The organism is Rhodoplanes sp. Z2-YC6860 (assembly GCF_001579845.1).
GTDB lineage: Bacteria > Pseudomonadota > Alphaproteobacteria > Rhizobiales > Xanthobacteraceae > Z2-YC6860.
The window spans coordinates 5,391,897-5,412,027 of sequence record NZ_CP007440.1 but is presented as its reverse complement, the minus strand read 5'-3'; the positions used below and the strand labels follow the sequence as shown (position 1 = coordinate 5,412,027).

At 61.4% G+C, this 20,131-nt stretch carries 29 protein-coding genes; 17 read left to right on the top strand and 12 right to left on the bottom strand.

What is annotated here, in order from left to right; genetic code table 11:
* The first annotated feature begins 115 nt into the window (after positions 1–115).
* A complete protein-coding gene (locus RHPLAN_RS25485) occupies positions 116–370 on the top strand; it encodes a hypothetical protein (protein ID WP_068023852.1) in 255 nt (84 codons plus the stop codon).
* A gap of 234 nt (positions 371–604) precedes the next feature.
* Here the strand turns inward: RHPLAN_RS25485 and RHPLAN_RS39665 are convergent, their stop codons facing one another.
* A complete protein-coding gene (locus RHPLAN_RS39665; RefSeq protein WP_157100475.1) occupies positions 605–790 on the bottom strand; it encodes a hypothetical protein in 186 nt (61 codons plus the stop codon).
* A gap of 232 nt (positions 791–1,022) precedes the next feature.
* Between RHPLAN_RS39665 and RHPLAN_RS25480 the strand changes: the two genes are divergently transcribed.
* Positions 1,023–1,295: a hypothetical protein gene (locus RHPLAN_RS25480; RefSeq protein ID WP_157100474.1), complete on the top strand. Its 273-nt coding sequence runs from the start codon at positions 1,023–1,025 to the stop codon at positions 1,293–1,295.
* 90 nt (positions 1,296–1,385) lie between these two features.
* A complete protein-coding gene (locus RHPLAN_RS25475; RefSeq protein ID WP_237179913.1) occupies positions 1,386–2,288 on the top strand; it encodes a hypothetical protein in 903 nt (300 codons plus the stop codon).
* A gap of 159 nt (positions 2,289–2,447) precedes the next feature.
* Here the strand turns inward: RHPLAN_RS25475 and RHPLAN_RS25470 are convergent, their stop codons facing one another.
* Positions 2,448–3,395 carry a LysR family transcriptional regulator gene (locus RHPLAN_RS25470; RefSeq protein ID WP_068023843.1) on the bottom strand — a complete coding sequence of 316 codons (948 nt, stop codon included), beginning with the start codon at positions 3,393–3,395 and terminating at the stop codon, positions 2,448–2,450.
* Between the two features lie 108 nt (positions 3,396–3,503).
* Between RHPLAN_RS25470 and RHPLAN_RS39660 the strand changes: the two genes are divergently transcribed.
* Positions 3,504–3,680 (top strand): hypothetical protein, encoded by a 177-nt coding sequence (locus tag RHPLAN_RS39660; protein ID WP_157100473.1) that lies wholly within the window; start codon positions 3,504–3,506, stop codon positions 3,678–3,680.
* Between the two features lie 314 nt (positions 3,681–3,994).
* Here the strand turns inward: RHPLAN_RS39660 and RHPLAN_RS25465 are convergent, their stop codons facing one another.
* Positions 3,995–4,399, bottom strand: a complete 405-nt coding sequence (locus RHPLAN_RS25465; protein ID WP_068023840.1) for an NUDIX domain-containing protein — start codon at positions 4,397–4,399, stop codon at positions 3,995–3,997.
* Positions 4,400–4,693: 294 nt separating this feature from the next.
* Here RHPLAN_RS25465 and RHPLAN_RS25460 point away from each other — a divergent pair, with 294 nt between their 5' ends.
* A complete protein-coding gene (locus tag RHPLAN_RS25460; RefSeq protein WP_068023836.1) occupies positions 4,694–5,692 on the top strand; it encodes a sulfate ABC transporter substrate-binding protein in 999 nt (332 codons plus the stop codon).
* 89 nt (positions 5,693–5,781) lie between these two features.
* Here the strand turns inward: RHPLAN_RS25460 and RHPLAN_RS25455 are convergent, their stop codons facing one another.
* Positions 5,782–6,012 (bottom strand): hypothetical protein, encoded by a 231-nt coding sequence (locus RHPLAN_RS25455; protein WP_068023833.1) that lies wholly within the window; start codon positions 6,010–6,012, stop codon positions 5,782–5,784.
* Positions 6,013–6,582: 570 nt separating this feature from the next.
* Complete coding sequence (locus RHPLAN_RS25450; RefSeq protein ID WP_068023830.1) at positions 6,583–7,245, bottom strand: hypothetical protein; 663 nt, start codon at positions 7,243–7,245, stop codon at positions 6,583–6,585.
* A gap of 412 nt (positions 7,246–7,657) precedes the next feature.
* Between RHPLAN_RS25450 and RHPLAN_RS25445 the strand changes: the two genes are divergently transcribed.
* Together RHPLAN_RS25445 and RHPLAN_RS25440 are read left to right on the top strand one after the other, a co-directional pair.
* Positions 7,658–8,224 (top strand): Crp/Fnr family transcriptional regulator, encoded by a 567-nt coding sequence (locus RHPLAN_RS25445; RefSeq protein ID WP_198164487.1) that lies wholly within the window; start codon positions 7,658–7,660, stop codon positions 8,222–8,224.
* Positions 8,225–8,782: 558 nt separating this feature from the next.
* Positions 8,783–9,307, top strand: coding sequence for a GFA family protein (locus tag RHPLAN_RS25440; protein WP_068023819.1), 525 nt, complete (start codon positions 8,783–8,785; stop codon positions 9,305–9,307).
* Between the two features lie 50 nt (positions 9,308–9,357).
* Here the strand turns inward: RHPLAN_RS25440 and arsC are convergent, their stop codons facing one another.
* Positions 9,358–9,780: an arsenate reductase (glutaredoxin) gene (arsC, locus tag RHPLAN_RS25435; RefSeq protein WP_068023810.1), complete on the bottom strand. Its 423-nt coding sequence runs from the start codon at positions 9,778–9,780 to the stop codon at positions 9,358–9,360.
* A gap of 13 nt (positions 9,781–9,793) precedes the next feature.
* Positions 9,794–10,813 (bottom strand): phosphate ABC transporter substrate-binding protein PstS, encoded by a 1,020-nt coding sequence (gene pstS / locus RHPLAN_RS25430; protein WP_068031833.1) that lies wholly within the window; start codon positions 10,811–10,813, stop codon positions 9,794–9,796.
* 209 nt (positions 10,814–11,022) lie between these two features.
* Between pstS and RHPLAN_RS25425 the strand changes: the two genes are divergently transcribed.
* Positions 11,023–12,288, top strand: a complete 1,266-nt coding sequence (locus tag RHPLAN_RS25425) for a 3-phosphoshikimate 1-carboxyvinyltransferase (protein ID WP_068023808.1) — start codon at positions 11,023–11,025, stop codon at positions 12,286–12,288.
* 11 nt (positions 12,289–12,299) lie between these two features.
* Here the strand turns inward: RHPLAN_RS25425 and RHPLAN_RS25420 are convergent, their stop codons facing one another.
* Both RHPLAN_RS25420 and RHPLAN_RS25415 read right to left on the bottom strand, forming a co-directional pair.
* The gene (locus RHPLAN_RS25420; protein ID WP_068023806.1) at positions 12,300–12,899 is read right to left on the bottom strand and encodes a DUF2239 family protein; all 600 of its coding nucleotides are present in this window, start codon (positions 12,897–12,899) and stop codon (positions 12,300–12,302) included.
* Positions 12,900–12,964: 65 nt separating this feature from the next.
* The gene (locus RHPLAN_RS25415; protein WP_068023803.1) at positions 12,965–14,119 is read right to left on the bottom strand and encodes a serine hydrolase domain-containing protein; all 1,155 of its coding nucleotides are present in this window, start codon (positions 14,117–14,119) and stop codon (positions 12,965–12,967) included.
* 159 nt (positions 14,120–14,278) lie between these two features.
* Here RHPLAN_RS25415 and RHPLAN_RS25410 point away from each other — a divergent pair, with 159 nt between their 5' ends.
* Together RHPLAN_RS25410 and RHPLAN_RS25405 are read left to right on the top strand one after the other, a co-directional pair.
* Complete coding sequence (locus tag RHPLAN_RS25410; RefSeq protein WP_068023800.1) at positions 14,279–14,671, top strand: DoxX family protein; 393 nt, start codon at positions 14,279–14,281, stop codon at positions 14,669–14,671.
* Between the two features lie 248 nt (positions 14,672–14,919).
* The gene (locus tag RHPLAN_RS25405) at positions 14,920–15,213 is read left to right on the top strand and encodes a hypothetical protein (RefSeq protein ID WP_068023799.1); all 294 of its coding nucleotides are present in this window, start codon (positions 14,920–14,922) and stop codon (positions 15,211–15,213) included.
* On the opposite strand, the gene RHPLAN_RS39655 is transcribed toward RHPLAN_RS25405, so the two are convergent.
* Entirely contained in the window at positions 15,210–15,716 is a 507-nt protein-coding gene (locus tag RHPLAN_RS39655) for a hypothetical protein (RefSeq protein ID WP_157100472.1), read from the bottom strand. The two genes, RHPLAN_RS25405 and RHPLAN_RS39655, sit on opposite strands and share 4 nt — an antisense overlap.
* A gap of 18 nt (positions 15,717–15,734) precedes the next feature.
* Here RHPLAN_RS39655 and RHPLAN_RS25395 point away from each other — a divergent pair, with 18 nt between their 5' ends.
* The 6 genes from RHPLAN_RS25395 (at position 15,735) to RHPLAN_RS25370 (ending at position 18,961) form a co-directional block, all read left to right on the top strand.
* Entirely contained in the window at positions 15,735–16,229 is a 495-nt protein-coding gene (locus RHPLAN_RS25395; RefSeq protein WP_084245515.1) for a lipocalin-like domain-containing protein, read from the top strand.
* A 103-nt stretch (positions 16,230–16,332) separates the two neighbouring features.
* Complete coding sequence (locus RHPLAN_RS25390) at positions 16,333–16,683, top strand: ArsR/SmtB family transcription factor (RefSeq protein WP_068023795.1); 351 nt, start codon at positions 16,333–16,335, stop codon at positions 16,681–16,683.
* A gap of 12 nt (positions 16,684–16,695) precedes the next feature.
* Positions 16,696–17,169, top strand: a complete 474-nt coding sequence (locus tag RHPLAN_RS25385; protein ID WP_068023792.1) for an ArsI/CadI family heavy metal resistance metalloenzyme — start codon at positions 16,696–16,698, stop codon at positions 17,167–17,169.
* A gap of 3 nt (positions 17,170–17,172) precedes the next feature.
* Positions 17,173–17,697, top strand: a complete 525-nt coding sequence (locus tag RHPLAN_RS25380) for an arsenate reductase ArsC (protein WP_068023789.1) — start codon at positions 17,173–17,175, stop codon at positions 17,695–17,697.
* A complete protein-coding gene (locus RHPLAN_RS25375; RefSeq protein WP_068023787.1) occupies positions 17,697–18,380 on the top strand; it encodes an aquaporin in 684 nt (227 codons plus the stop codon). Before RHPLAN_RS25380 ends, RHPLAN_RS25375 begins: the two co-directional genes overlap by 1 nt.
* Before the next feature lie 185 nt (positions 18,381–18,565).
* Positions 18,566–18,961: a MerR family transcriptional regulator gene (locus RHPLAN_RS25370; protein ID WP_068023785.1), complete on the top strand. Its 396-nt coding sequence runs from the start codon at positions 18,566–18,568 to the stop codon at positions 18,959–18,961.
* Positions 18,962–19,084: 123 nt separating this feature from the next.
* On the opposite strand, the gene RHPLAN_RS38550 is transcribed toward RHPLAN_RS25370, so the two are convergent.
* Together RHPLAN_RS38550 and RHPLAN_RS25365 are read right to left on the bottom strand one after the other, a co-directional pair.
* Positions 19,085–19,228, bottom strand: coding sequence for a DUF2934 domain-containing protein (locus tag RHPLAN_RS38550; RefSeq protein WP_198164486.1), 144 nt, complete (start codon positions 19,226–19,228; stop codon positions 19,085–19,087).
* A gap of 150 nt (positions 19,229–19,378) precedes the next feature.
* A complete protein-coding gene (locus RHPLAN_RS25365) occupies positions 19,379–19,570 on the bottom strand; it encodes a hypothetical protein (protein ID WP_068023779.1) in 192 nt (63 codons plus the stop codon).
* Positions 19,571–19,733: 163 nt separating this feature from the next.
* Here RHPLAN_RS25365 and RHPLAN_RS25360 point away from each other — a divergent pair, with 163 nt between their 5' ends.
* Positions 19,734–20,099, top strand: coding sequence for a PRC-barrel domain-containing protein (locus RHPLAN_RS25360; RefSeq protein WP_068023778.1), 366 nt, complete (start codon positions 19,734–19,736; stop codon positions 20,097–20,099).
* Positions 20,100–20,131: the final 32 nt, after the last annotated feature.

Below are 20,131 nucleotides of genomic sequence, written 5' to 3'. Positions count from 1 at the left end.
GCGCTGGCGTAGCGCGATGCCCGGCGATCATTTCACCAGTCAGCGTTTGTGTGTTCGGAACCTCGACTAGCCAGCTCCGTTGACGATCAGGTCTGGGCAAAACCAGAGGTGAACCATGAAGCTTCGAAATCTGATCGTCGGGACTGGCGTGAGCGCCGCCGCGCTGTTCGCGCTCGCAACGTCGGCGTCGGCGGCGATCGTGTGCTCGGGCAGCGTCTGCTGGCACGCCAAGGAACGATATGCCTATCCGCCGAGTGCTCACGTGACGATCCACGAGGACAGCTGGAAATGGGGACCCAAGGAGAAGTACTCGTGGCGTGAACACGAAGGCCGCGGCTATTGGCGTGGCGACGCCTGGACCGATTTCTAGCGTCTGACGTCAAGCTGGGGGCCGCCGCCGGACCAGGCGGCCTCAAGCTTTCGTCCGGCTGACTTTCATGACGATCATTCTTGAGTGGTGAACACCGATGTTGAACGAAGCGGCCATCGCATCCGAGCGCCGGGTAGCCCGTATCATGGCGATCGTCGCCGCGCTGTCGTTGCTGCTCGTGTTCACGGCCTACGCGCAAATCTAGCCGCCGCGAGCGGACTCCCTGACTTACCCTCAGGCGTTCCGTTGCGCGCCGCCTTTGCGATCGGTCTGCCTGGCCAGGCGCAGCGCGCGCAGGCGGGCGGTGCGCTCACGGATGTCGAGTTGCTGGTTGCGGTACTCCGCCCGAGCCGATCGGGCTTCTTCCTGCTGCTTCGTCTTGCGTTCCTTGCGTTCGTTCTGGTCTAGCAGTCTCGGCATGTGCTTGTCGTCCCTCGCTTTTCGCAGCGAGAACACATGGCAGCGCGCAACGTTCCTCCCATGTCCTGTATCGAACACAGCTCGAAGTCCGCTCCTCATAAGGCTTCCGGGTCTTGCGGATGTGTCACCCAGGCATTGCAAATGTGTCACGCTTGCCGGTTTTCGCTCCGGCACCCCTTGATCATCACCGCGCCAATTGTCGATACCGTTGCCTCAAGGGGTGGGGGAGTGCGTGCGGGCCAAGGTGTTGAAGGGAGTGACCGTCGTTGACGGAGTTCAACTGACGCGTCCGATGGTGTCGTTGTTGGTTGCTCATGCATCCGGCGAGCGGGGCGTTCGCATCAGCGAGACAGAGACCTTGCGCGCGCTGGTGGCGCGCCGGCTGATCCGCGTGAACCGCGTAAACCGTCCCTCGCGCTCGCTTGCGACGCCGCGCGGGCGCGAGGTTATCGCGGCGCTGCTCGGACAGCTCGCGGACATGCTCGGCCGGACCGACAGTCATTGAAGCAAGCCGATCGGGCGCGTGCATCGCCGCAGCTCTTGAAGCGCAGCCCTGAAACGCACGCGCTACACAAGATCATTGCGGTGAGGGAACATGCACAGCAGCGTCGCGTTATTGGTTCCATCTGGGTTCAAACGAGATGAGACCATGGCACCCGTTGTCGAGACCGATATCGCCGCAGACGCAACCACCTTGTCCTGGGGCGCAGTGATCGCCGGAGCCGTTGCGTCGGCGGCGATGACACTTCTTTTGCTGGCGCTCGGCGTTGGCCTTGGCTTGAGCGTCGTGTCGCCCTGGAGCGACCAGGGCGTTTCGGCTTCCACGTTCAGCGTGGGCGCCGGTCTCTTCATGATTGCCGTCGCCATGCTGTCCTCCACCGTCGGAGGTTATCTGGCGGGCCGTCTCCGCTCCCGTTGGGCACTACTGAACGACAACGAGGTTTATTTCAGGGACACGGCGCATGGTTTCGTCGCCTGGGCCCTGGCGACAGTGTTCAGCATCGGCGTGCTGGGCGGCGCCATCACGCATCTGGTGGCGGGGGCGGCGCCCGGCGTCGCGCCTGCGGTCTCCGCTGTTGCGCCAAGCGATCCCTCCGATCTTCTGGTCGATGCGATGCTGCGCCCAGACGCATCGGCGAGTTCTCCGGCTCGTCTCGACAATCCGAACTTCCGTGACGAAATGAAGCGCGCGGCGGCAACGGGCTTGCGCGAAGGCAAACTCTCGCCGGCCACACGGACCTACATGGCCCGCGTGATCGCCGCACGGACCGGCCTGAACCAGGCCGACGCCGAGCAGCGCGCTGATCAGGCGCTCAACGAAGTCAAGGAGGCGACCGACAAGGCCCGCAAAGCCGCCGCTCATTTCGCCCTGTGGCTCGCCGCCGCGATGCTCGCAGGCGCGGTGTTCGCGATGCTGGGTGCGGTGGAAGGCGGTGTCCTGCGCGATTCACGCTGGTGGGAGCCGGGCTGGCGCAACACTCTCACGCGAACCCATTAAACATTCAGGAGGCGAAGATGCCCGTCATTCTATGGCTGCTAGGAATGCCAATCACGTTGATCCTGTTGCTGATGTTGCTGCACGTGGTTTGAACGTCCACAACATGCGACCAACAAAGCAGCGCCCGTCTCCGCTGAGACGGGGCGCTGCTTTTGGGGATCAGCCTCCCTTCAGTGCATTCACAGCCTCGCGCACCTGCTTGCCGACATCGAGGCTTTTGAGCGCCGCCGCGACCAGCCTCACGCCTTCGGTGCTGCGGCTGCCCTTGAGTTGAACCAGGCCCACACGCCGCTTGGCGCGCGGGTTCAGCGGCAAGGCACGGATGTTGTCGGTCGGCACGTGCCCGGAGCCGAGCGAAAGCCCCGGCACGATCGAGGTGCCGAGCCCGACCGCCACCATGCTCTTCATGGCTTCGACATTGTCGAATTCCATGATCGGCTTGGGCGCGGGGCCTGCCTTTTGCAGCCATTCGACGATGGTCCGGCGCAGCGCCGCATGCTCGGTGCCTAAAATCAACGGGCACTTTGCCATGAAGGCCGGCGTGGCCTGCCGCGGCAGATCCTTCAGCGTCGGGTCCTGCTGCGCGGTCGGGAAGATCGCGTAGAGCTCGTCGTCGAACAGCGGCGTGACGGTGAACGCCGGATCGTTGATGGGGATCGCGCAAAGCCCAAGATCGAGCTGGCCGGTCTTGAGCATCTGCAGCGTGCCCGATGTGACGCCTGCCTTCAGCGTCAGCTCGAGCTGCGGATGTCTGGTCTTGAGCTGGCGCAAGAGCGGCGGCAGCACATACATCAGCACCGTCATGCTGGTGCCGATGCGGACGCGGCCGAGCCAGCCGTCGTCGAACTTGCGCATGTCGACGAGCGTGCGCTCGCTCTCGTCGAGGAGGTGGCGGGTGTGCTCGAGCAGCGCTTCGCCGGCCTGCGTGAGATAGGCGCGCTTTCCGATCCGCTCCACCAATGCGACCTTGAAGCGGCGCTCAAGCTCCTGCACCTGATGCGTCACGGCAGGCTGCGAGAGGTTCAGCGCCTTCGCGGCAGCCGTGAAGCTGCCGTGGCGGATGACTTCGGCGAAGGCCCTGAGCTGGTCGAGGTTGAGCGCCCGCATGACGATAATCCCCCCTTATCATTTCCATAAAAACATTGATGTTGCGAATGGATTCTTTAGGCGTAACGTCGTCGTCGGGCAGAAGGGCGTTGGAATGAGGTGTCCGTTATGACGTCGATTTCGGACTATCGCTTCGCTTCATCGACCCCGCGGCCGAGGCGCATTCCGGCCGATCTTCTGACTGTCGCTCTATGGTCGCTGGTGGGGCTGCTGTTTTGCGCGGCTGTTGCCGCGTCGACCTACACGCCCGATCTGCCGGTGATCCAGGCGATGGCGTTGGGGTAGGGAGCGCCGTTTTCTCTCCCGGCTTTGTTCTGAGGAGCATTGCCATTAGCTGGCGCAGCCCGCTTACACCTGGCTGCGATGCAATGCATCGTAAAGAACACAGCTGCCCGGACATCCAACACCGGGGACCGCCTCATCCTTCGATACGCGGTCTTTTCGATCGCTCCTCAGGGATGAGGCGGAGAGAGGGAGCTGCCAAGCGCCGCAGCGAAGTGGTGCATGGTTGCTGGAGTGTCAGTCGGTTTTCAGCCGCGCTCTGAACGGCCGGGCGTGCCGTTCTGGAAGTCGCGCTAGGCGCGCAATCCGAGTCGACGTTACCGCTTCTTGAGGTGCCCGGTGGAAACGAGCTTGTCTCGAATGTGTTTCGAGGTGGGCGTCAGTCGTGTTTTCCAGGGATTGCGCCAAGCCGCTCTATCGATCTCCTTTGGCGCACCGATGCGGAGCGAACCCACGGCTTTGGCAAGGAACACGGCATCGCTCATGGGGCGGCTGGAATAGCGATTCCTGCCGCTCAGGCTTTTCCATCGACGGAAGCGCCCCACTTTCAGCTTTGGCAGTTCTTCCCGCAATTCCCTTCGCAAGCATGCCCTGGCGGACTCCTTGAGAAGCGGCTTGCGCTTGCCGCCCGGAAACATCCAGCGCTTGTCCTTGCGACGACGCACCAGCAGCACCTGGCGGCCTCGCCTCTGAACCGCGACAAGTTTTGCCGACTTGACCATGGCGACAGAATCTTGATTCGGCCGCTCATCTGCAAGCAGTTTCGCGCGCAGTTGTCCATGAACGGCGCCGACGGTCGTCGGAAATATCGAGCGGGCGAATGCCGATGGCCGGCAAAACTGCCATCCGCTCCGCAATCGCCATGGCGCGCTCGTGCCAGGCCGCCGGCAAAAGGGTGCCGAAATCGGCCTCGTGTCCGAACAGCCGGAGGATTCAAAGCTTTTTTACAACGGCTGCGTTACCATCGGCTCCTGTTGCCTTGGCGGGCATCAGGTGGAAGCGGTAGAGAGAAGCCGATGCGCAAGTCGATTGCGAGCTTGGTTCTTTCCGTCTCGTTGGCCGCGGGTGCTCACGCCCAGAGCGGCAATCTGCTCAACGTATCCTACGATCCGACCCGCGAGCTTTATCGCGCCTACAACATCGAATTCGTCAAATACTGGCAGCGGCAGTCGGGCGAGACGCTGACGATCCAGCAGTCGCACGGAGGATCTGGCGCGCAGGCGCGCGCCGTGATCGACGGCATGAAGGCAGACGTGGTGACGCTTGCGTCCGAGGGCGACATCGATGCCATTGCCAAGGCGACCAAGAAGATTCCGCCGGACTGGCGCGGCCTGCTGCCGCACCGCTCGACGCCCTACACGTCGACGATCGTTTTCCTGGTTCGCAAGGGCAATCCCAAACATCTGAAGGATTGGGATGATCTTTTGCTGCCCGGCGTGAAAATCGTCGCGCCCAATCCGAAAACCTCTGGCGGCGCGAAATGGGCTTATCTCGCGGCCTGGGGCTACGCGGCGGAGCGTTTCAACGGCGACGAAGCGAGGATGAAGGAGTTCGTTGCCGCGCTTTACCGAAACGTTCCGATGCTCGATGCGGGCGCACGCGGAGCCTCGGTGACTTTTGCGCGGCGCGGCATGGGCGATGTGCTGCTATCCTGGGAAAACGAGGCGTTTATCGCCATCAACGAGCTCGGGCCGGACAAGTTCGACATCGTCGTCCCGCCGCTCTCGATCAAGGCCGAACCGTCCGTGGCTCTGGTGCCGGGCAACACGGAGGCGAAGGGCACCACCAAGGTTGCTCAGGCGTATCTCGAGTATCTCTACAGCCCCCTGGCCCAGAAGCTGATCGCCAAGAACTACTATCGCCCAGCCGAGCCTGCGCTTGCCGATCCGCAGGACTTGAAACGCTTTCCGTCGATCAGGTTTCTGACCATCGACGATCCGGTGTTCGGCGGCTGGCAGAGGGTGACGCCGAAGCACTTCGCGCCCGAAGGCATCTTCGATCAGATCTATCGTTGAACGGGCCGACTGGCGTCATCCGCTTGGACGCTGCGCGGTAACGGCGCGTGCTCGCCGTCTCGTGGGCGTCTTCTAGTTCGATTGGGGCCTTATCGGCTGCTTCGCCGGCTGCGGCCACCGATGCCGCATTCCTGCTCAACCCGGCGGAGATCCTCGGCCGACAGGCCGTAATTCGCCATGGCGTGCTTGCGTGCGGCCTGCAGGCCATATTGCGCGATGGCGGAACGCACTTGTTCGCACTGACCGTCGTTTGGCCCACCCTGCGCGTAACACTGCGTCGACAGCACCGCGATCACGGCTGCGATTGAAATTCTGTGCATTTCTTCACGTCCCCCATAAGAAACAAATTTTCACAATTCGCGGGTTCCAACGCTCACCCGTTTGCCGCCGGCTGCGAGCCATCAAAGCGGTCCGGTCGAGACTACCATGCTCGGAGAGGTGCCGGTGACTGGTCCACATGGAACTCATGCCAGCGGTGGAAAAACTTCGGCGGCGCGATGCAAGCCCTGGGTGAAGCGAGGGAAAGGGTCGAAGTTCTCGAGGAGAACTTCCGATTTAAAGGGTCCAGCGAGGCCCATCGTCCGGCGGGGATCCGGGCCTCGCTGGGGGCATGAGTGATTCACCGCAGCCCGAGACCCTTTATGCGGCCGATCGTGACGAGAATGGGTCAAACGAACCCGCCAGACACAGGGAAAATAAATGCCCCGCCGAAGCGGGGCTGAGGTGCTGGTCGAGAGGTGCTTCACTTCGCCAGAGATGTTCTTCGGAGAGAACAGGCGATGCAAAGCAACTGACGTGCCAGGACAAAAGACCCTGCCGTGAGTTGCCGGGCTTGTTGCAACGCCGAGCCAATGTGGCTCCGGCGCTCGGCGTCAGGACCTTGGCGCCGATCAATACCGGGCCGAAGACCGGACGCTAATGTGTGTTCTGATGAGCGAGTAGGTGGCTCGGGAGAGAATGCGCCGCGTGACCAACTCGTCGGGCGAATGGTAAGGCCGGCCCGCGATGATGGCCCGTCCAATCATCCCGCCGCCCAAACTGTTCAAATCGGCCAGCGAAGCGAGGTTCAAATCGTGCTCGCCGGTTGCCTGATCTTCGCTCGGTGCGTTGACCTGCTTCTCGGTCGGTAGGTTGACCGGCTTCGAGGGCTTGCGCAAAGCGCTGCCGGCTTGAGGCTCCGCCGGGGCAGCGTTTGTCGAAGCCTGGACCGCCTGGCCGGGCGTAGGCGCTTTCGTGCTTGGGCTTTCGCCAACCGGGATGACCGGTTTTGCGACCTGGGGCGGGGTTGTGGCGACCGGTTTGATTACCGACGGAGTTGAAGCGGCTTTCTGCGCGGCCGGCGTCGAAACGGCCGGTTGGACGGGCTTGGCCGGCTTTATGTCGGCCTGCTTGTAGGGGCTGGGCAGAACGACCCTGACCTTGCGCTCCGCGGCACTTCCCTGGTTGGCAGTTTCATCCGAACGGGCGCCATCGGACTGCGCGTTGGCCGGGGACTGGTGACACGCCAGGGCGACTCCAAGAACCATGAGTCCCGCGAAACCAAACCTGGTCATCACTCCACCCAATCACTGAAACACTCGGGCTCTCGCACGCATCGTAGCGGCGAGGGCTTAATTCTGCACTTAGAAAACACCAAGGTGGCATTCGCGCCACCGGTCCAGTCTGGTACCGGGGTTGGTTTATCTCCGCAAACACTTGCTGCGTATACGATGAATTTCGAGCATCCACCGGCCTTTTTCACAGTGCCGATGAGGTGATTGGCAAAGGCCAACAGCCTGTGTCCTCGCCACTGCAGTCGTCCAAAAAAGTCGATGTGCCCTAGGGTCCTTCGCACTCAGGCGGCGTCGTTGCCGGGCCGTCGGATTTGGCTAGCATGCCTGCCCAGCCACTGCCTCGAGGATCCTGTCCATGTGGGTCACGATACTGAGTTACGTCGCGTCGGCGTCGGTTCTTGCGACGTTTTGCATGACCACGATGATCCCGCTTCGTATCGCCGGCATTGTCAGCAATGTCCTGTTCTGCAGTTTTGGGGCGGTGGCTCATATCTGGCCGATCATGGTGTTGCACCTGATCCTGCTCCCGGTGAACACGATCCGGTTGCTGCAGATTCGACGTTTGGTTCGCGGTGTGGCGAGCGCGCAGTCGGGCGAGCTATCGATACAATCGTTGTTGCCGTTCATGTCGCGGCATAAGTATCCGGCGGGTCATGTTCTGGTCAGGCGAGGCGACCGTGCCGACCGCATGTATTATCTCTCAAGCGGCGAGATTGAGATCAAGGAGCTCGGAAAGGTGCTCGGGCCGGGCAACGTCGTGGGCGAGATCGGTGTGCTCGCGCGCGATCAAAAGCGAATGGCGACGATCGAGTGCAGATCGAATTGCGAGTTTTTCGAATTGACGGCAGCCAAGGTCAAAGAGATTTACTATCAAGATCCCGGCTTCGCTTATGCCGTGCTGCAAGTGGTCATTTCGCGGCTCATGGAGAGCATCCCTCTCCAAACGCCAGGCGAGCCGGTCACCCAACGCGCGCCGTAGCCTGGCTCCGTTTTACGCGACGACCTCTGCGCCATCGGCTCTGGCTCGCCGCTGCTGGCCGCGTCGATGCTGGGCCCGTTATTGTCGGAGCGGTAGATCTCGTGCTCGGTATTCTGTTTGCCGCCGCGTCGTTTCTTGCGGGATCTGAAAAGCGAGCGTCGAATAAGGTGGTCCAGCGAGGCCCCTTGTCGGATAAGAGGCTCGCTGGGGGCGATAGGTGCTTCACTTCAGCCCGCCGCACTCTATGCGCGGGATGCCGGCAGGATGAGTGGCGCATGTCACTCATCCATCTCCAAACAAAGGAAAGGCCCCACCGTGGCTGCGGCCGGGCCCGTATTCAGAGCCGGTGTTGCTTTGCTCGTACTTCGACACTCAAATCGCTGGCGGGATTCGAGTTCCGAAAAAATAACGGCCCCCACCGGGTCGAGCGGTGGAGGCCGCTACTGCCGGCGATCGGTTCACCCAACCGTGGTCGCCGTGTCAGTAACATCGTAGTGTGGAAGTGGTTCCAGCAGACACAAGCCTCGCGCGAACTTATTGAGTGCAAAGGCAACCGAAATGACGAATGAGCATGTCTCCGCGTCGTGCCGCTGCGGCAAGGTCAAGCTCTTGATCGTCGGGGCTCCGATTTTGCGAAGCATTTGTTATTGCACGAGCTGCCAGGAGGCAGGTCGCCGGTATCAAGCGGCTTCCGGCGTCGATCCTGTTCTGGCCGAGGATGGCGGCACGGACTACGTGCTCTATCGCAAAGATCGGGTCCGCTGCGTCCAGGGCGGCAACCTTCTGGAGGAGCGGCGGCTGAAACCGGAGTCGCCGACCAGGCGAATGTTCGCGCGCTGCTGCAACACCGCGATGTTTCTCGACTTCACCAAGGGGCACTGGCTCACGGTCTATCGTGGCCGCCTTCCGAGCGACATGCCGCCGGCCACCATGCGGATGATGACTGGCGAACGACCCAGCGGCGTGACCTTGCCCGACGACCTGGCCAACTATCCGAGCTTCTCCGGGAAGTTCATGCTGAAGTTGCTCGGTGCGTGGATGGCGATGGGTTTCAGACGACCGGCCGTCGATGGCGTCCCATAGCGTCAGGCCGAACGGTCCGCAGTGGTGGGTTCGATCGGCAGCCTTTGCGCCTAAAGGACGCGCTTGCCGTCAGCATCGATGAGCAGTTCGCCATCGTCCTTGTGAAAGGGACCGGGCGGCAAGCGATCCAGGAGGTTAAGGACAGCTTCGCTCGGCCGGCAAAGGCGCACGCCCCGCGAGGTGCAGACGATCGGACGGTTGACCAGGATGGGATGCATGATCATCGCGTCCAGGATTGTGTCGTCGCTTGCCCCCGGTTCGAGCAGGCCCAGTTCGGCTGCCGGCGTCCCGCGTTCGCGGAGCGCCGTGCGCGGTGTGAGGCTGGCGGCCGCGAGCAGGCCGAGAAGCTGGGGCCGCGTCCATCCGATCTTGAGATACTCGATGACAGTGGGCTCGTACCCTGCCGCCTTGATGACCTTCAGGACGTTGCGTGAGGTGCCGCAATCCGGATTGTGATGGATGACCACGCTCATAGGCACAGATTGCTCAGTTCGTCGCTGCGTTGAATTGTTCTTTCCAATACATCTCGATCTGATCGACGAGCGAATCGGGCAGCGGCACATAATCGAGCGAAGAGGCCTGCGATTGGCCTTTTTCCAGCGCCCACTGGAAGAATTTCAAGGCAGATTTCATACGCGCGATGTCCCTTGGCATCTTGTGCATGAGGATGAACGATGTCGCCATGACGGGATAGGCCTCGTCTCCCGGCGCATCGGTGATGATGAGATAAAAGTCTTTCACGGAAGTCCAGTCGGCGCTCGCCGCCGCGGCGCGGAAGCTCGACGCATTGGGGTTCACGAACTTGCCGGCCTTGTTTTGCACCAACCCGAACGTCAACTTCTTCTGGAGCGCAAACGCATACTCCACATAACCGATGGAATTCCGCGTGCGATTGACGAAGGTCGCCACGCCGTCGTTGCCCTTGCCGCCGGCGCCGACAGGCCAATCGACGGATGTGCCTTCACCGACTTTCTCACGCCACTCCGGGCTCGCCTTGCCGAGATAGTTGGTCCAATTGAAGGTCGTGCCGGAGCCGTCCAGGCGATGGACGACGGTGATGGGAGCGGCGGGCAGGGTGAGCTCCGGATTGAGCTTCACGATCGCCGGATCGTTCCAGGTCTTGATCTTGCCGAGAAAAATGTCCGCCAGCATCGGGCCGGTGAATTTCAGATCGCCCGGCTTCACGCCTTCGATGTTGACCACCGGGACGATGCCGCCGACGACGAGCGGGAATTGCCCGAGCCCGGCTTTCCGAAGCTCTCCCGGTGTCAGCGGGGCATCCGACGCTCCGAAGTCCATCGCAGCGCTCTTGATCTGCGCGATGCCTGCGCCGGACCCAATCGGGCGGTACGATATTTGAGTTCCGGTCGCGGTGGCGTATTCGGCGGACCACTTCGTCAGAATCGGAAAGATGAACGTGGACCCCGCGCCGGTGACTTCGCCGGCGAGCGCCTGACCGAATGTCGGGCCAACAAACACAGCAGCGGCAGTCAAAACACGGGTCATGCGCATAATCATTCCTTTTTTAGAAATTTCAAAAGTCTTGAAGCTATCGACTCAGTCATATCTTCGTGGATACGCAGTTGGTTAGGAGCCGCTACCTTGGCCCGAATCTCCGGTTGCGGTGTGTGCCCTTTCTCACACTTGCGTCGTTGCCCGGCGGACCGTTCTGACCCATTGCACAAGCGGCACGCGCGACGCATAGATTTCGGGCCATGCTGCCGCACCTCATCGAAATCGTCCCTCCAAGCCATCGGATCGACGCAACCGTCGTCCTGCCGGGCTCCAAGAGTCTGACCAATCGTGCGCTGATTCTGGCGGCTCTTGCGAGCCGTCCCGTGGTCCTGCGCGGCTCCCTCTGGAGCGAAGACACGCAGGCCATGGTCGACTGTCTCGAGCGGTTGGGGTTTCGGATCGAGGTGGCGAACGATCCGGCCGAGCCGGCCAACCGCACCCTCACGGTTCACGGATGCGGCGGCAGAATCCCCAACGCCGGCACCGCGGCGCAACCGCTCGAGTTGTTCGTTGAGAACGCCGGCACGGCTGCGCGCTTCCTGCCGCCGTTCCTTTGTCTCGGCCAGGGCGCCTACCGCGTGAGCGGGATCCCGCGGATGCACGAGCGGCCACAGGCCTCGTTGATCCACGCCTTGCGCGAACTCGGTTATCGCATCGACAGCGCCAACGACCGCCTGCCGGCCGTCATTCACGGCACCGGCCCGCGTCCTGGCGCAACATGCAGTGTGAGTGTCGAAGAGAGCTCGCAGTTTGCTTCCGCGCTGCTTCTCAGCGAACGTATCGGCGGCTGGACCGTGAGGGTGACCGGCGGCAACGAGGACGAATTGCCCTACGTTGAAATGACCCGCCGCCTGGTGAACGATTTCCCCTGGGACGGAGGCGTCTATGTCGTGGAGCCGGATGCGTCCGCCGCCAGTTATTTCTGGGGCGCCGATTGGCTGCTGCGTGACAGCGGCAGCCGCATCCGCGTGATGCCTGCGCCCTCAAGCGGGATGCAGGCCGACCAGAAGTTTCGCGATCTCGTCCTGGAACGGGCGTGGCAGCCGGTCTTTTCCCGCAGCACGGACCTGGCCGACAGCATCATGACCGCGATCGTGCTTGCGCCCTTTGCTCGGTCTGCCACGCAGTTCGTCGACCTGGGCCGGTTGCGCGTCCAGGAATGCGAGCGTGTCGAAGCCTTGCGGACCGAACTGACCAAATGCGGTGCACGCGTGGAGGAGACCGGCGACACGCTCAGGATCGATCCCGGCCCGCTGCATGGCGCGGAGATCGAGACCTACGACGATCATCGCATCGCAATGTGCTTCGGCATGCTCGGGTTGCGGGTGCCGGGAATCCGCCTGCGAGACCCCAAGTGCGTGCGCAAGACCTTCCCCAACTTCTTCGCCAAGCTGGCTGAGCTCGGCGCCGTGATTCAGGACGCTTCGCTCGGGACGCGTCTGTCCGGAGACGACCTGTTGGCGTGACGGCGGGCCGGCTATGGTTTCGCCGGCTCACCATAAAGGCGCACTATGTGCTGGCGGATGTCGCGAGGCCATTCGGCGATGAGCTTCTTGAGAGATCGGGCGTCGTCGGCGAAGAGGGCTCTTGAGGCTTCTTCGAAGTTGGCGAGATTGCCCGCCATCGCCGACATGAAATGGTAGGTGCGCTCATGCGCCTTGCGCCGCAGCTCTTTCTCGCCTGGTCCTGACCGTCTCGCATCTTCGACCAGCCGCCGGAGCGCGACCGAGGCGCCGCCGGGCTGCTCGGCGAGCCACGCCCAGTGCTGAGGCATCAGCGTGACCTCCCGGCTGACGACGCCGAGCTTGGGGCGGCCGACCGGGCGGGGCGAGCTGTCGCTGCCTGACGACAGCTGCTTCCTGATGCGGTCCTGGATCTCTTGATCTCCGCCGCGCAGATCGAAATCGATCTGTCTGCCTGACGCATCATCGAAGATGAGCACGGACGCATCCGCGTGCTTGCGAAGGTGCTCTTTCAACGCGATGGCCACCTCGACATACGATCCCGCCGCCACGCGGTTCGTATGATCGAATGCGGTGCATGGGGGAAACGGCGTGTCTTTTCGGATCGGGTTCATGGCGTTGTTTTACCCGGATAAAAGATCCGGTCAATACACCCGGGTAAAAATATTCGAGAGGCCCGTCAGCGGTCCTCTTCGGCCCCGAGCTGGATCAGGCTGCGCACCAACTCGACGATGTCGATTGTCGCGTCCAGATCGGCCAGCACCGTGGCGCTGATCCACGAGCCGTTCTTCCATCCGATGGCGTTCGAGGCCATGTAGCCGGCGATGACGCCATCATGCTCGAACAGATCGAATCCCGGGCGATGGCAGACGTACCATCCCATGCCGTAGCTGCAGCCTTGGTAGACAAGCGAGTTCGTCACCGCGACGGCGGGTGCAAACATCGTGTGCACCGAGTCCGTGCCGAGCACCTTGCCGGTGGTCAGCGCCGCATTCCAGCGCGCCATGTCGGCCGCGGTGCTGATCATGTTGCCCGCGCCCATCGGCCAGGCGCCCTGGTTGAAGCGCGGCGAGTAGATGTAGTGCGGAGCTGCGTCGATCGACGGCCGCGGCAACGGTTCACCGACAAACCCGGTATCCCGCATACCGGCTCGCGCCAGCAGCCGGTCGGCGATGTATTTGTGGGCCACCGGCGCGCTGGTCTTCTCGTAGCCGTTCTGCAGAACCTGGATGATGAGCGAGAGAATGAAGTAATTGGTGTTGCTATAGCTGAACGTCTGCGGCCGTCCGGTGAGCTTGTAGGTCCGCAGTCGCGCGATGATGGCTTCGGCGTCGATCGACCGTGCCGCCGGAGGCACGCCGGTCTGATCGGCATCCAGCGCGAAGTCGTCGTCGGTGTAGCTCGGCAGGTTCGACGTCATCGTCAGCACCCGCCGCACCGTGAGCCGCGAGCTTTCGCCCTTGGGATCGAGCGAGGGGAACAGCTCGAGGCCGGTGGTGTCCAGTGTCAGCGGCTTCTGCGTGCTCGGCACGATGACCTTGTCCTCGATCATCGCGAGAATGGCCGCGGCCGTGAACTGCTTGGTCACCGACCCGATGTGATAGCGGACATTCTCACCACCCGGCGCTGGCATTCCGGCGGCGTCGAGTCCCTTGGCGAGCACGGTGCGTCCGCCGAGCGTCACGCTGACCGCAATGGAGGGGACGTGGTGCGCCGCCTGGAACTCACGGACCAGTTCGAGCGCGAGCTTTTCCTTATCCGCGTTCCACGAGAACGCATCGGCGGCGCTGAAGTTTGCAAACACGCCGAGGGCAGCGATGAGAATGCGAAGCATGGCGCATCGTACAGAAACACCTGATTCGAAACAGTCGATCGGGATGCCAAGCGGATCCCGGCCTGGGCCGAGCATCCCGTCATGTCAGCGGGATGTGGCGTTGACCCGTTTGGCGCGGCTTGCGAGAGTCCGCCCTAACGATAACAGGGGAGGGAAGTCATGCTGGACTACGACAAGCACCGCGATGTTCTTCTGCTCGCGGGCCGTGTTCTCGGAAGCCTGCTGTTTCTGATCGCGGGCTACAACAAGCTCATGAAGCACGATTTCTATATCGGCTATTTCGGCAAGCTCGGCGTGCCGATGCCGTCGATCTCAGTGCCGGGCGCGATGGTTTTTGAGATTGTGGGCGGTATCCTGCTTCTGGTCGGCTACAAGACGCGCTCGGTCGCGTGGATGCTCGGGCTCTATTCGTTTGTCGCGGGCCTGTTCGCGCATCTCGCCTGGGGCGATCCGAACCAGCTCAATCACTTCTTCAAGAACGTCACCATCTTCGGTGCCTTGCTGGCGTTCACGGTGGCGGGACCCGGGACATATTCGATCGACAAGAAATAACCGCAGCCGGCGTGGGGCGGCTTTGTCCGCCCTTACGCCGCCGGACTTCAGGCTGCGCGTTCGTTAACCCGAACCGCCGCAGCCATGAGGAACAGCGACAGAGCCAGCGCAGTGAGCAGCAGCGGGACCTACACAAAGAATGTGGGTATTAGAACAAAACAGGAACATAAAGTCAAGTTGTTGTCCAAAATTGGGGGGACGATCATTCGACAGAGACTTCAAGATGCTCGGTAGTCAGAGAGAGCGTCATGTACGACATCCAAGGCTCTCGGCGAGAACTCAGCCATCTGCGCGCGATCGACGCGTCGATGAAGGACATCATCGATGACTCGCTCGGTCATCTCTACGAAATGTACGCCTTCCTTCGCACGCTCGAACCCGATTCGGTCAGTCCGGCCGTGTATGTCGACGAGCATCCCGTGTGCTGCGACGTGCCGATGTGGCTGACGAAGATATCGATCGCGGAGATCTCGTGTGGTGGACACGCCTGCGCCGAATACACCTGCCAAGTCTGCGGCAAGGCGACGACTGTGATGAATTAGTGCCGCGTGGTGCGGTCGGCGGCGGGCTTCGGGCTGCCGCGTTTCATTGGAAGCAGCGGTCGCTGACGTTTTGCGATTTTATGTGTCGTGTCTCGCCATTCACGCGCTTCGGTCGAGCGCGTGTCAGGTTTTCCCTGCTGGAATGTTCCGGCCAGTCGAGCATTCTGGTCAATCGTGCGCGCATTGAGAAACTTCCTTTTGATTTTTTTGAGCGGCTTGGTGACGTTGATCGCCATCGACCGCATTTGGTTTGACGGCCAGTATTTCGGTGTCGCCCAGGAGGAATTCGGGTTGGACATCAGTTCGAGCAACCGGCGCTGACAACGCCGTCCGCTTGGAAGTACCGTTGGACATGGTTGAGTTTTTGCAACCGGCAATTTAGCATTGGCTTCACGGCGCAGCAGAAGACGGACCTCGTCAATTTCCTCAACACGCTTTAGCAAACTGCGCGACAGATTTGCCCAATCCGGATCGAACTCATTCAGCGCGATGCGGATATTCAAATTGCAGAGGAGGCTGGAATGCGTGTCTTGTTATGTGCATTGATCGCGATTGCTTCATTTGCAGGCGAAGGCTTTGCGCAAACCATGACGCTGAAAGACCAACTCATCGGCACATGGATCTACGTGTCCAGCACAGCCAAGCGGGACGACGGGACCCCAGTCCCGCGACCGAGCCTGCAAGGCGCGGTGACTTACACGGCCGATGGCCGCTTCCACTTCATCACGACATCGACGAATGCGCCGAAGTACGCATCGAGCGATTCGGCCAAACCTTCGCCGGAAGAGGCGATGGCAGTTGCATCGCAGTCGATTGCTTACACCGGCACCTACACGGTGGACGAAGGCACCAAGACGATCCACGTCAACATCGAGACCAGCACGTTTCCCAATCTCGTCGGCGCCCCCAACCAGCGCCGCATCGTCAGCGCGATTTCCGCCGATGAGATGAAGTTCACCAATCCCCGCACACCGGCCGGCGTCACCCTGGAGATCGTCTGGAAGCGGGCCAAGTAAGCGGCGTTTCGACTGAACCGGCGAGGCGATCAGCGATCATTTATTTCAACAATCGTTGAAATATCGATTGCGCGCGGGTCCATATTTCAATAATCATTGAAATATGGAAAAAACGGATGCCGTCGCTTCGTTGGCGGCGCTTGCTCAAGACAATCGGCTCGATGTGTTTCGCCTGCTGGTGCGGGCGGGTCCCGAGGGCATGCCTGCCGGACAGGTGGCGACTACGCTCAACCTCTCGCCAAGCGCTCTGACGTTCCATTTCGACCGATTGCGCGATGCCGGCCTCGTCACGGTGCGCCGCGAGGGCCGCTCAATGATCTACGCGGCGCAATACCAGGCCATGAACGCGTTGCTCGGATTTCTCACCGAGAACTGTTGCCAGGGGAACGTCGAACAGTGCGCCCCTGCGATCTGCAAGCCGGCGAAATCAAAGCGCGCAAAAGCGACAGCCTGACAGGAGCAGTTCATGAAACGCATGCACGTTCACGTTTCGGTCGATGACATTGCCAAAGCGGTCGATTTCTATTCGGCGTTGTTCTCCGTACAGCCCAATGTGCTCAAGGACGATTATGCCAAGTGGATGCTCGACGACCCGCGTGTGAACTTTGCGATCTCGTCGCGGGGCGGGCAGCCGGGTCTCGATCACCTTGGCATCCAGGTCGAGGACCAGGGCGAGCTTCAGGATGTGTACGCCCGTTTGCGCAATGCCGGCAGCGCTGTCATCGAACAGGGGGCCACGACCTGCTGCTACGCGAAGTCTGAGAAATCCTGGATCGACGACCCGGCTGGCATCTCATGGGAAACATTCCTGACATCCGGCGAGTCCACCAACTACGGCGACAGTTTCGACCGCGACGCGCGCATCGCTCACCAGAAGGCTTGCTGTGTCCCACAGCCGGTCTTTGCTCTCGAAGCAGGGTCAGGCTGCTGCAAGGATTAGGTCATGGATCGCGCATACAACGTCCTGTTTCTCTGCACCGGAAATTCGGCGCGTTCGATCATCGCCGAGGCTATCCTCAACAAGGTCGGCGCAGGGCGTTTCGTTGCCCACTCGGCGGGAAGCCAGCCGAAAGGTCAGGTCAACCCGAACACCATCGCGCTGCTCGAAGGGCTCGGCTACGACACGGCGGGATTCCGCTCGAAGTCGTGGAGCGAGTTCGCCAGGGCCGGTGCGCCCGCGCTCGATTTCGTCTTCACCGTTTGCGACAATGCCGCGGGAGAAGCCTGCCCTGTGTGGCCAGGCCAGCCGATGACCGCGCATTGGGGTGTGCCTGATCCGGCCGAGGCGACAGGCAACGCTGCGCAGGTCGCGCTGGCGTTCAAGGACGCCTATCGCATGCTGCATCAGCGCATCGCGATCTTCAGTGCGCTGCCCATCGAGAGCCTCGACAAGCTCAGTCTTCAGGCCAGGCTGAAGGACATCGGTCGCATGGAGGGCGCGATCGCGAAGGCTGTGGAGCACTCCTGATGGTGCTCGAACGGCGGCTGGCCGCAGAGCTGATCGGCACCGCTTTTCTGCTTGCCGCAGTGGTCGGCTCCGGCATCATGGCGCAGCGGCTTGCCGGCGGAAACGTCGCCATCGCCTTGCTGTGCAACACCATCGCCACCGGCGCCGCGCTCACGGTGCTGATCCTGATCTTCGGTCCGCTATCCGGCGCTCATTTCAATCCGGTGGTCAGCGTAGCCTTTGCCATTCGCGGCGAGGTCATGTGGATCGATGCCGCACTCTACATCGCGGCGCAGCTCTCCGGCGCATTGCTCGGCGTCTGGGCAGCGCATCTGATGTTCGACCTCACACCATTTCAGCTGTCGCAGACGATCCGCAGCGGGCCCGGCCAATGGTTTTCCGAAGCGGTGGCGACGTTTGGGTTGCTGCTGACGATCTTTGGATGTCTCGCCAATGCGCCTTCGTCGGTGCCTTTTGCGGTGGGACTTTATATTACCGCGGCCTATTGGTTCACGGCCTCGACGTCTTTCGCCAATCCAGCCGTGACCATCGCGCGGTCACTGTCGGACACGTTCGCGGGTATTGCGCCCGGCGACGTGCTTGCGTTCGTGGGAGCGCAGATCGTCGGCGCGACCGCCGCCGTCGCGATCGTCCAATTGATGTGGCCCAGTCCAAAGCCGGAATCTTCGTTGCCGGTCAGGTGATCGGGCAAGGCGGGCTGAACGCGCGATCGTGCGCCCATCCACAAGATTTTGAATCTGTGTTCATGATGGCTGAAAGCGCCTTCATCTACATGGGCAATTTGTAAGTGGCAGTAATTTAGACTTATTCCTATGTGGCTTGAGAATTCGCGAGGGCGTTTTCTTGGGCGTTCTTTGGGACAAAGAACATGGATCTGACCATTGGTGACGTTGCTCGCCGTACCGGTGCGAGCGTCGAGACCATCCGCTACTACGAGCGCAAAGGTCTCATCGGCAAACCGCCGAGAACGGACGGCGGGCGGCGCGCCTATGACGCAAAGCATCTCGAAGTGCCGGGCTTCATCAGGCGGGCGCGAGAGCTGAGATTCTCGCTTCAGGATACGCGGACGTTGCTGGCTTACCGCGGCGGGGAAACGTGTGACGGCGTCAAGGAGCTTGCCAGGAAGCATCTTGAAGAGGTGCGAAGCCAGTTGCGGCAACTCAACGCGATGGAAGCACTCCTGGCGAAAACGGTTGACGGGTGTCCGGATGGCAAGACGGCGAACTGCGCCATCTTGGATACGCTCGAAGGCAAGTGCTGCTGAGCCAGGACTGCTCGAGCTAAGACTGTTGAGCGCAAAGAAGCCCGGCCGATGGCCGGGCTTTCTGCATGACGTCATCCCTGGATGATGCGATTGTGGGATGACGCGATTTTGTCGCGGGCGGGCCTACTGCAGTTTGAAGGTGAGCAATTCTTCCTTGGCTCTCGCCAAGTGTTCGCGGTCGCGTCCGCTGGGCTGGCCTTCTTCGATCCACATCTGGAACGCCCGCGCTTTGATTTGCTGTTCGAGGTCTTCCTCGTTCTTTTTCATCTGATCCTCCTGGTCCTCCTGCATGTGTACGTGAAACTCGTTTGGAGGTTCGAGCGTTCGCAGCATTCACGACATTGCGAACACGTTTTGGCGCGTGGCTTTGCTGAGGTCGCAACGGCAACCGGTCTCGCCATGCACGAACGCGCAGCCCTATGAGCTCTCCTGCGGCTCGCGAAGCTCGGCAAGCTGGTTGCTGATGGTCACGAGCGCGACATGTATCTCGTAGTTCCGCTGCAATTGATGGCGGAACATCAGGTAGATGACGCCGAGAAAGCCCATGCCAGCCCAGAGCGGGATGTCGAGCGAGGTCCGTGCGAGATCGGCGAGACTGTACAAAGTCATGTTTCTTGGTCGAGTAAACAATCGTGAGGGTTCAACGCGCCGTTGCGTTTTCGGAGACTGTCTATTTCAAATGATGGAGCGCTAAAAAAAGAAAGACCGGAACGCCCACTGCCGCCGGACGTTCTCACCCTGACGCCTCGACAGACATTCCAAAGGAGGACATATGGCAGAGCGTGAGACAGTTTCTCTTATCGGCAGCGACAAGGTCGACGGCACCGCGGTTTACGGACCCGACCAGCAGAAGATCGGCTCGGTCGAGCGTGTGATGATCGACAAGCTGTCAGGCAAGGTCGCCTACGCGGTGATTGCCTATGGCGGCTTCCTGGGCATGGGCGAAGACCACTATCCCACGCCGTGGCAGAACCTGAAGTACGACACCAACCTGGGCGGCTATCTGGTCAACCTGACGAAGGATCAGATCGAGAAGGCGCCGAAATTCGCCAACGAGAACGACTGGAAATGGTCGCGCGAGAACGACAAGCGCGTGTATGATTACTACAAGACGCCGCCCTATTGGGCTGCGGCCTGAAGCGGGCCTTGAAACAACTTCGACATCGGCAA

Excerpts from the sequence above, each read along its gene's own strand:
- RHPLAN_RS25405 (WP_068023799.1), top strand. The coding sequence starts at position 14,920 with ATGTACGACATCCAAGGCTCTCGGCGAGAACTCAGCCATCTGCGCGCG.
- RHPLAN_RS25425 (WP_068023808.1), top strand. The coding sequence starts at position 11,023 with ATGCTGCCGCACCTCATCGAAATCGTCCCTCCAAGCCATCGGATCGAC.
- RHPLAN_RS25395 (WP_084245515.1), top strand. The coding sequence starts at position 15,735 with ATGCGTGTCTTGTTATGTGCATTGATCGCGATTGCTTCATTTGCAGGC.
- RHPLAN_RS25450 (WP_068023830.1), bottom strand. The coding sequence starts at position 7,245 with ATGACCAGGTTTGGTTTCGCGGGACTCATGGTTCTTGGAGTCGCCCTG.
- RHPLAN_RS25390 (WP_068023795.1), top strand. The coding sequence starts at position 16,333 with ATGGAAAAAACGGATGCCGTCGCTTCGTTGGCGGCGCTTGCTCAAGAC.
- RHPLAN_RS25470 (WP_068023843.1), bottom strand. The coding sequence starts at position 3,395 with ATGCGGGCGCTCAACCTCGACCAGCTCAGGGCCTTCGCCGAAGTCATC.
- RHPLAN_RS25420 (WP_068023806.1), bottom strand. The coding sequence starts at position 12,899 with ATGAACCCGATCCGAAAAGACACGCCGTTTCCCCCATGCACCGCATTC.
- RHPLAN_RS25370 (WP_068023785.1), top strand. The coding sequence starts at position 18,566 with ATGGATCTGACCATTGGTGACGTTGCTCGCCGTACCGGTGCGAGCGTC.
- RHPLAN_RS25385 (WP_068023792.1), top strand. The coding sequence starts at position 16,696 with ATGAAACGCATGCACGTTCACGTTTCGGTCGATGACATTGCCAAAGCG.
- RHPLAN_RS25465 (WP_068023840.1), bottom strand. The coding sequence starts at position 4,399 with ATGGTCAAGTCGGCAAAACTTGTCGCGGTTCAGAGGCGAGGCCGCCAG.
- RHPLAN_RS25440 (WP_068023819.1), top strand. The coding sequence starts at position 8,783 with ATGACGAATGAGCATGTCTCCGCGTCGTGCCGCTGCGGCAAGGTCAAG.
- RHPLAN_RS25475 (WP_237179913.1), top strand. The coding sequence starts at position 1,386 with ATGCACAGCAGCGTCGCGTTATTGGTTCCATCTGGGTTCAAACGAGAT.
- RHPLAN_RS38550 (WP_198164486.1), bottom strand. The coding sequence starts at position 19,228 with ATGAAAAAGAACGAGGAAGACCTCGAACAGCAAATCAAAGCGCGGGCG.
- RHPLAN_RS25445 (WP_198164487.1), top strand. The coding sequence starts at position 7,658 with ATGACCACGATGATCCCGCTTCGTATCGCCGGCATTGTCAGCAATGTC.
- RHPLAN_RS39660 (WP_157100473.1), top strand. The coding sequence starts at position 3,504 with ATGACGTCGATTTCGGACTATCGCTTCGCTTCATCGACCCCGCGGCCG.
- RHPLAN_RS39665 (WP_157100475.1), bottom strand. The coding sequence starts at position 790 with ATGCCGAGACTGCTAGACCAGAACGAACGCAAGGAACGCAAGACGAAG.
- RHPLAN_RS25375 (WP_068023787.1), top strand. The coding sequence starts at position 17,697 with ATGGTGCTCGAACGGCGGCTGGCCGCAGAGCTGATCGGCACCGCTTTT.
- RHPLAN_RS25380 (WP_068023789.1), top strand. The coding sequence starts at position 17,173 with ATGGATCGCGCATACAACGTCCTGTTTCTCTGCACCGGAAATTCGGCG.
- RHPLAN_RS25365 (WP_068023779.1), bottom strand. The coding sequence starts at position 19,570 with ATGACTTTGTACAGTCTCGCCGATCTCGCACGGACCTCGCTCGACATC.
- arsC (WP_068023810.1), bottom strand. The coding sequence starts at position 9,780 with ATGAGCGTGGTCATCCATCACAATCCGGATTGCGGCACCTCACGCAAC.
- RHPLAN_RS25410 (WP_068023800.1), top strand. The coding sequence starts at position 14,279 with ATGCTGGACTACGACAAGCACCGCGATGTTCTTCTGCTCGCGGGCCGT.
- RHPLAN_RS25360 (WP_068023778.1), top strand. The coding sequence starts at position 19,734 with ATGGCAGAGCGTGAGACAGTTTCTCTTATCGGCAGCGACAAGGTCGAC.
- pstS (WP_068031833.1), bottom strand. The coding sequence starts at position 10,813 with ATGACCCGTGTTTTGACTGCCGCTGCTGTGTTTGTTGGCCCGACATTC.
- RHPLAN_RS25455 (WP_068023833.1), bottom strand. The coding sequence starts at position 6,012 with ATGCACAGAATTTCAATCGCAGCCGTGATCGCGGTGCTGTCGACGCAG.
- RHPLAN_RS25460 (WP_068023836.1), top strand. The coding sequence starts at position 4,694 with ATGCGCAAGTCGATTGCGAGCTTGGTTCTTTCCGTCTCGTTGGCCGCG.
- RHPLAN_RS25415 (WP_068023803.1), bottom strand. The coding sequence starts at position 14,119 with ATGCTTCGCATTCTCATCGCTGCCCTCGGCGTGTTTGCAAACTTCAGC.
- RHPLAN_RS25485 (WP_068023852.1), top strand. The coding sequence starts at position 116 with ATGAAGCTTCGAAATCTGATCGTCGGGACTGGCGTGAGCGCCGCCGCG.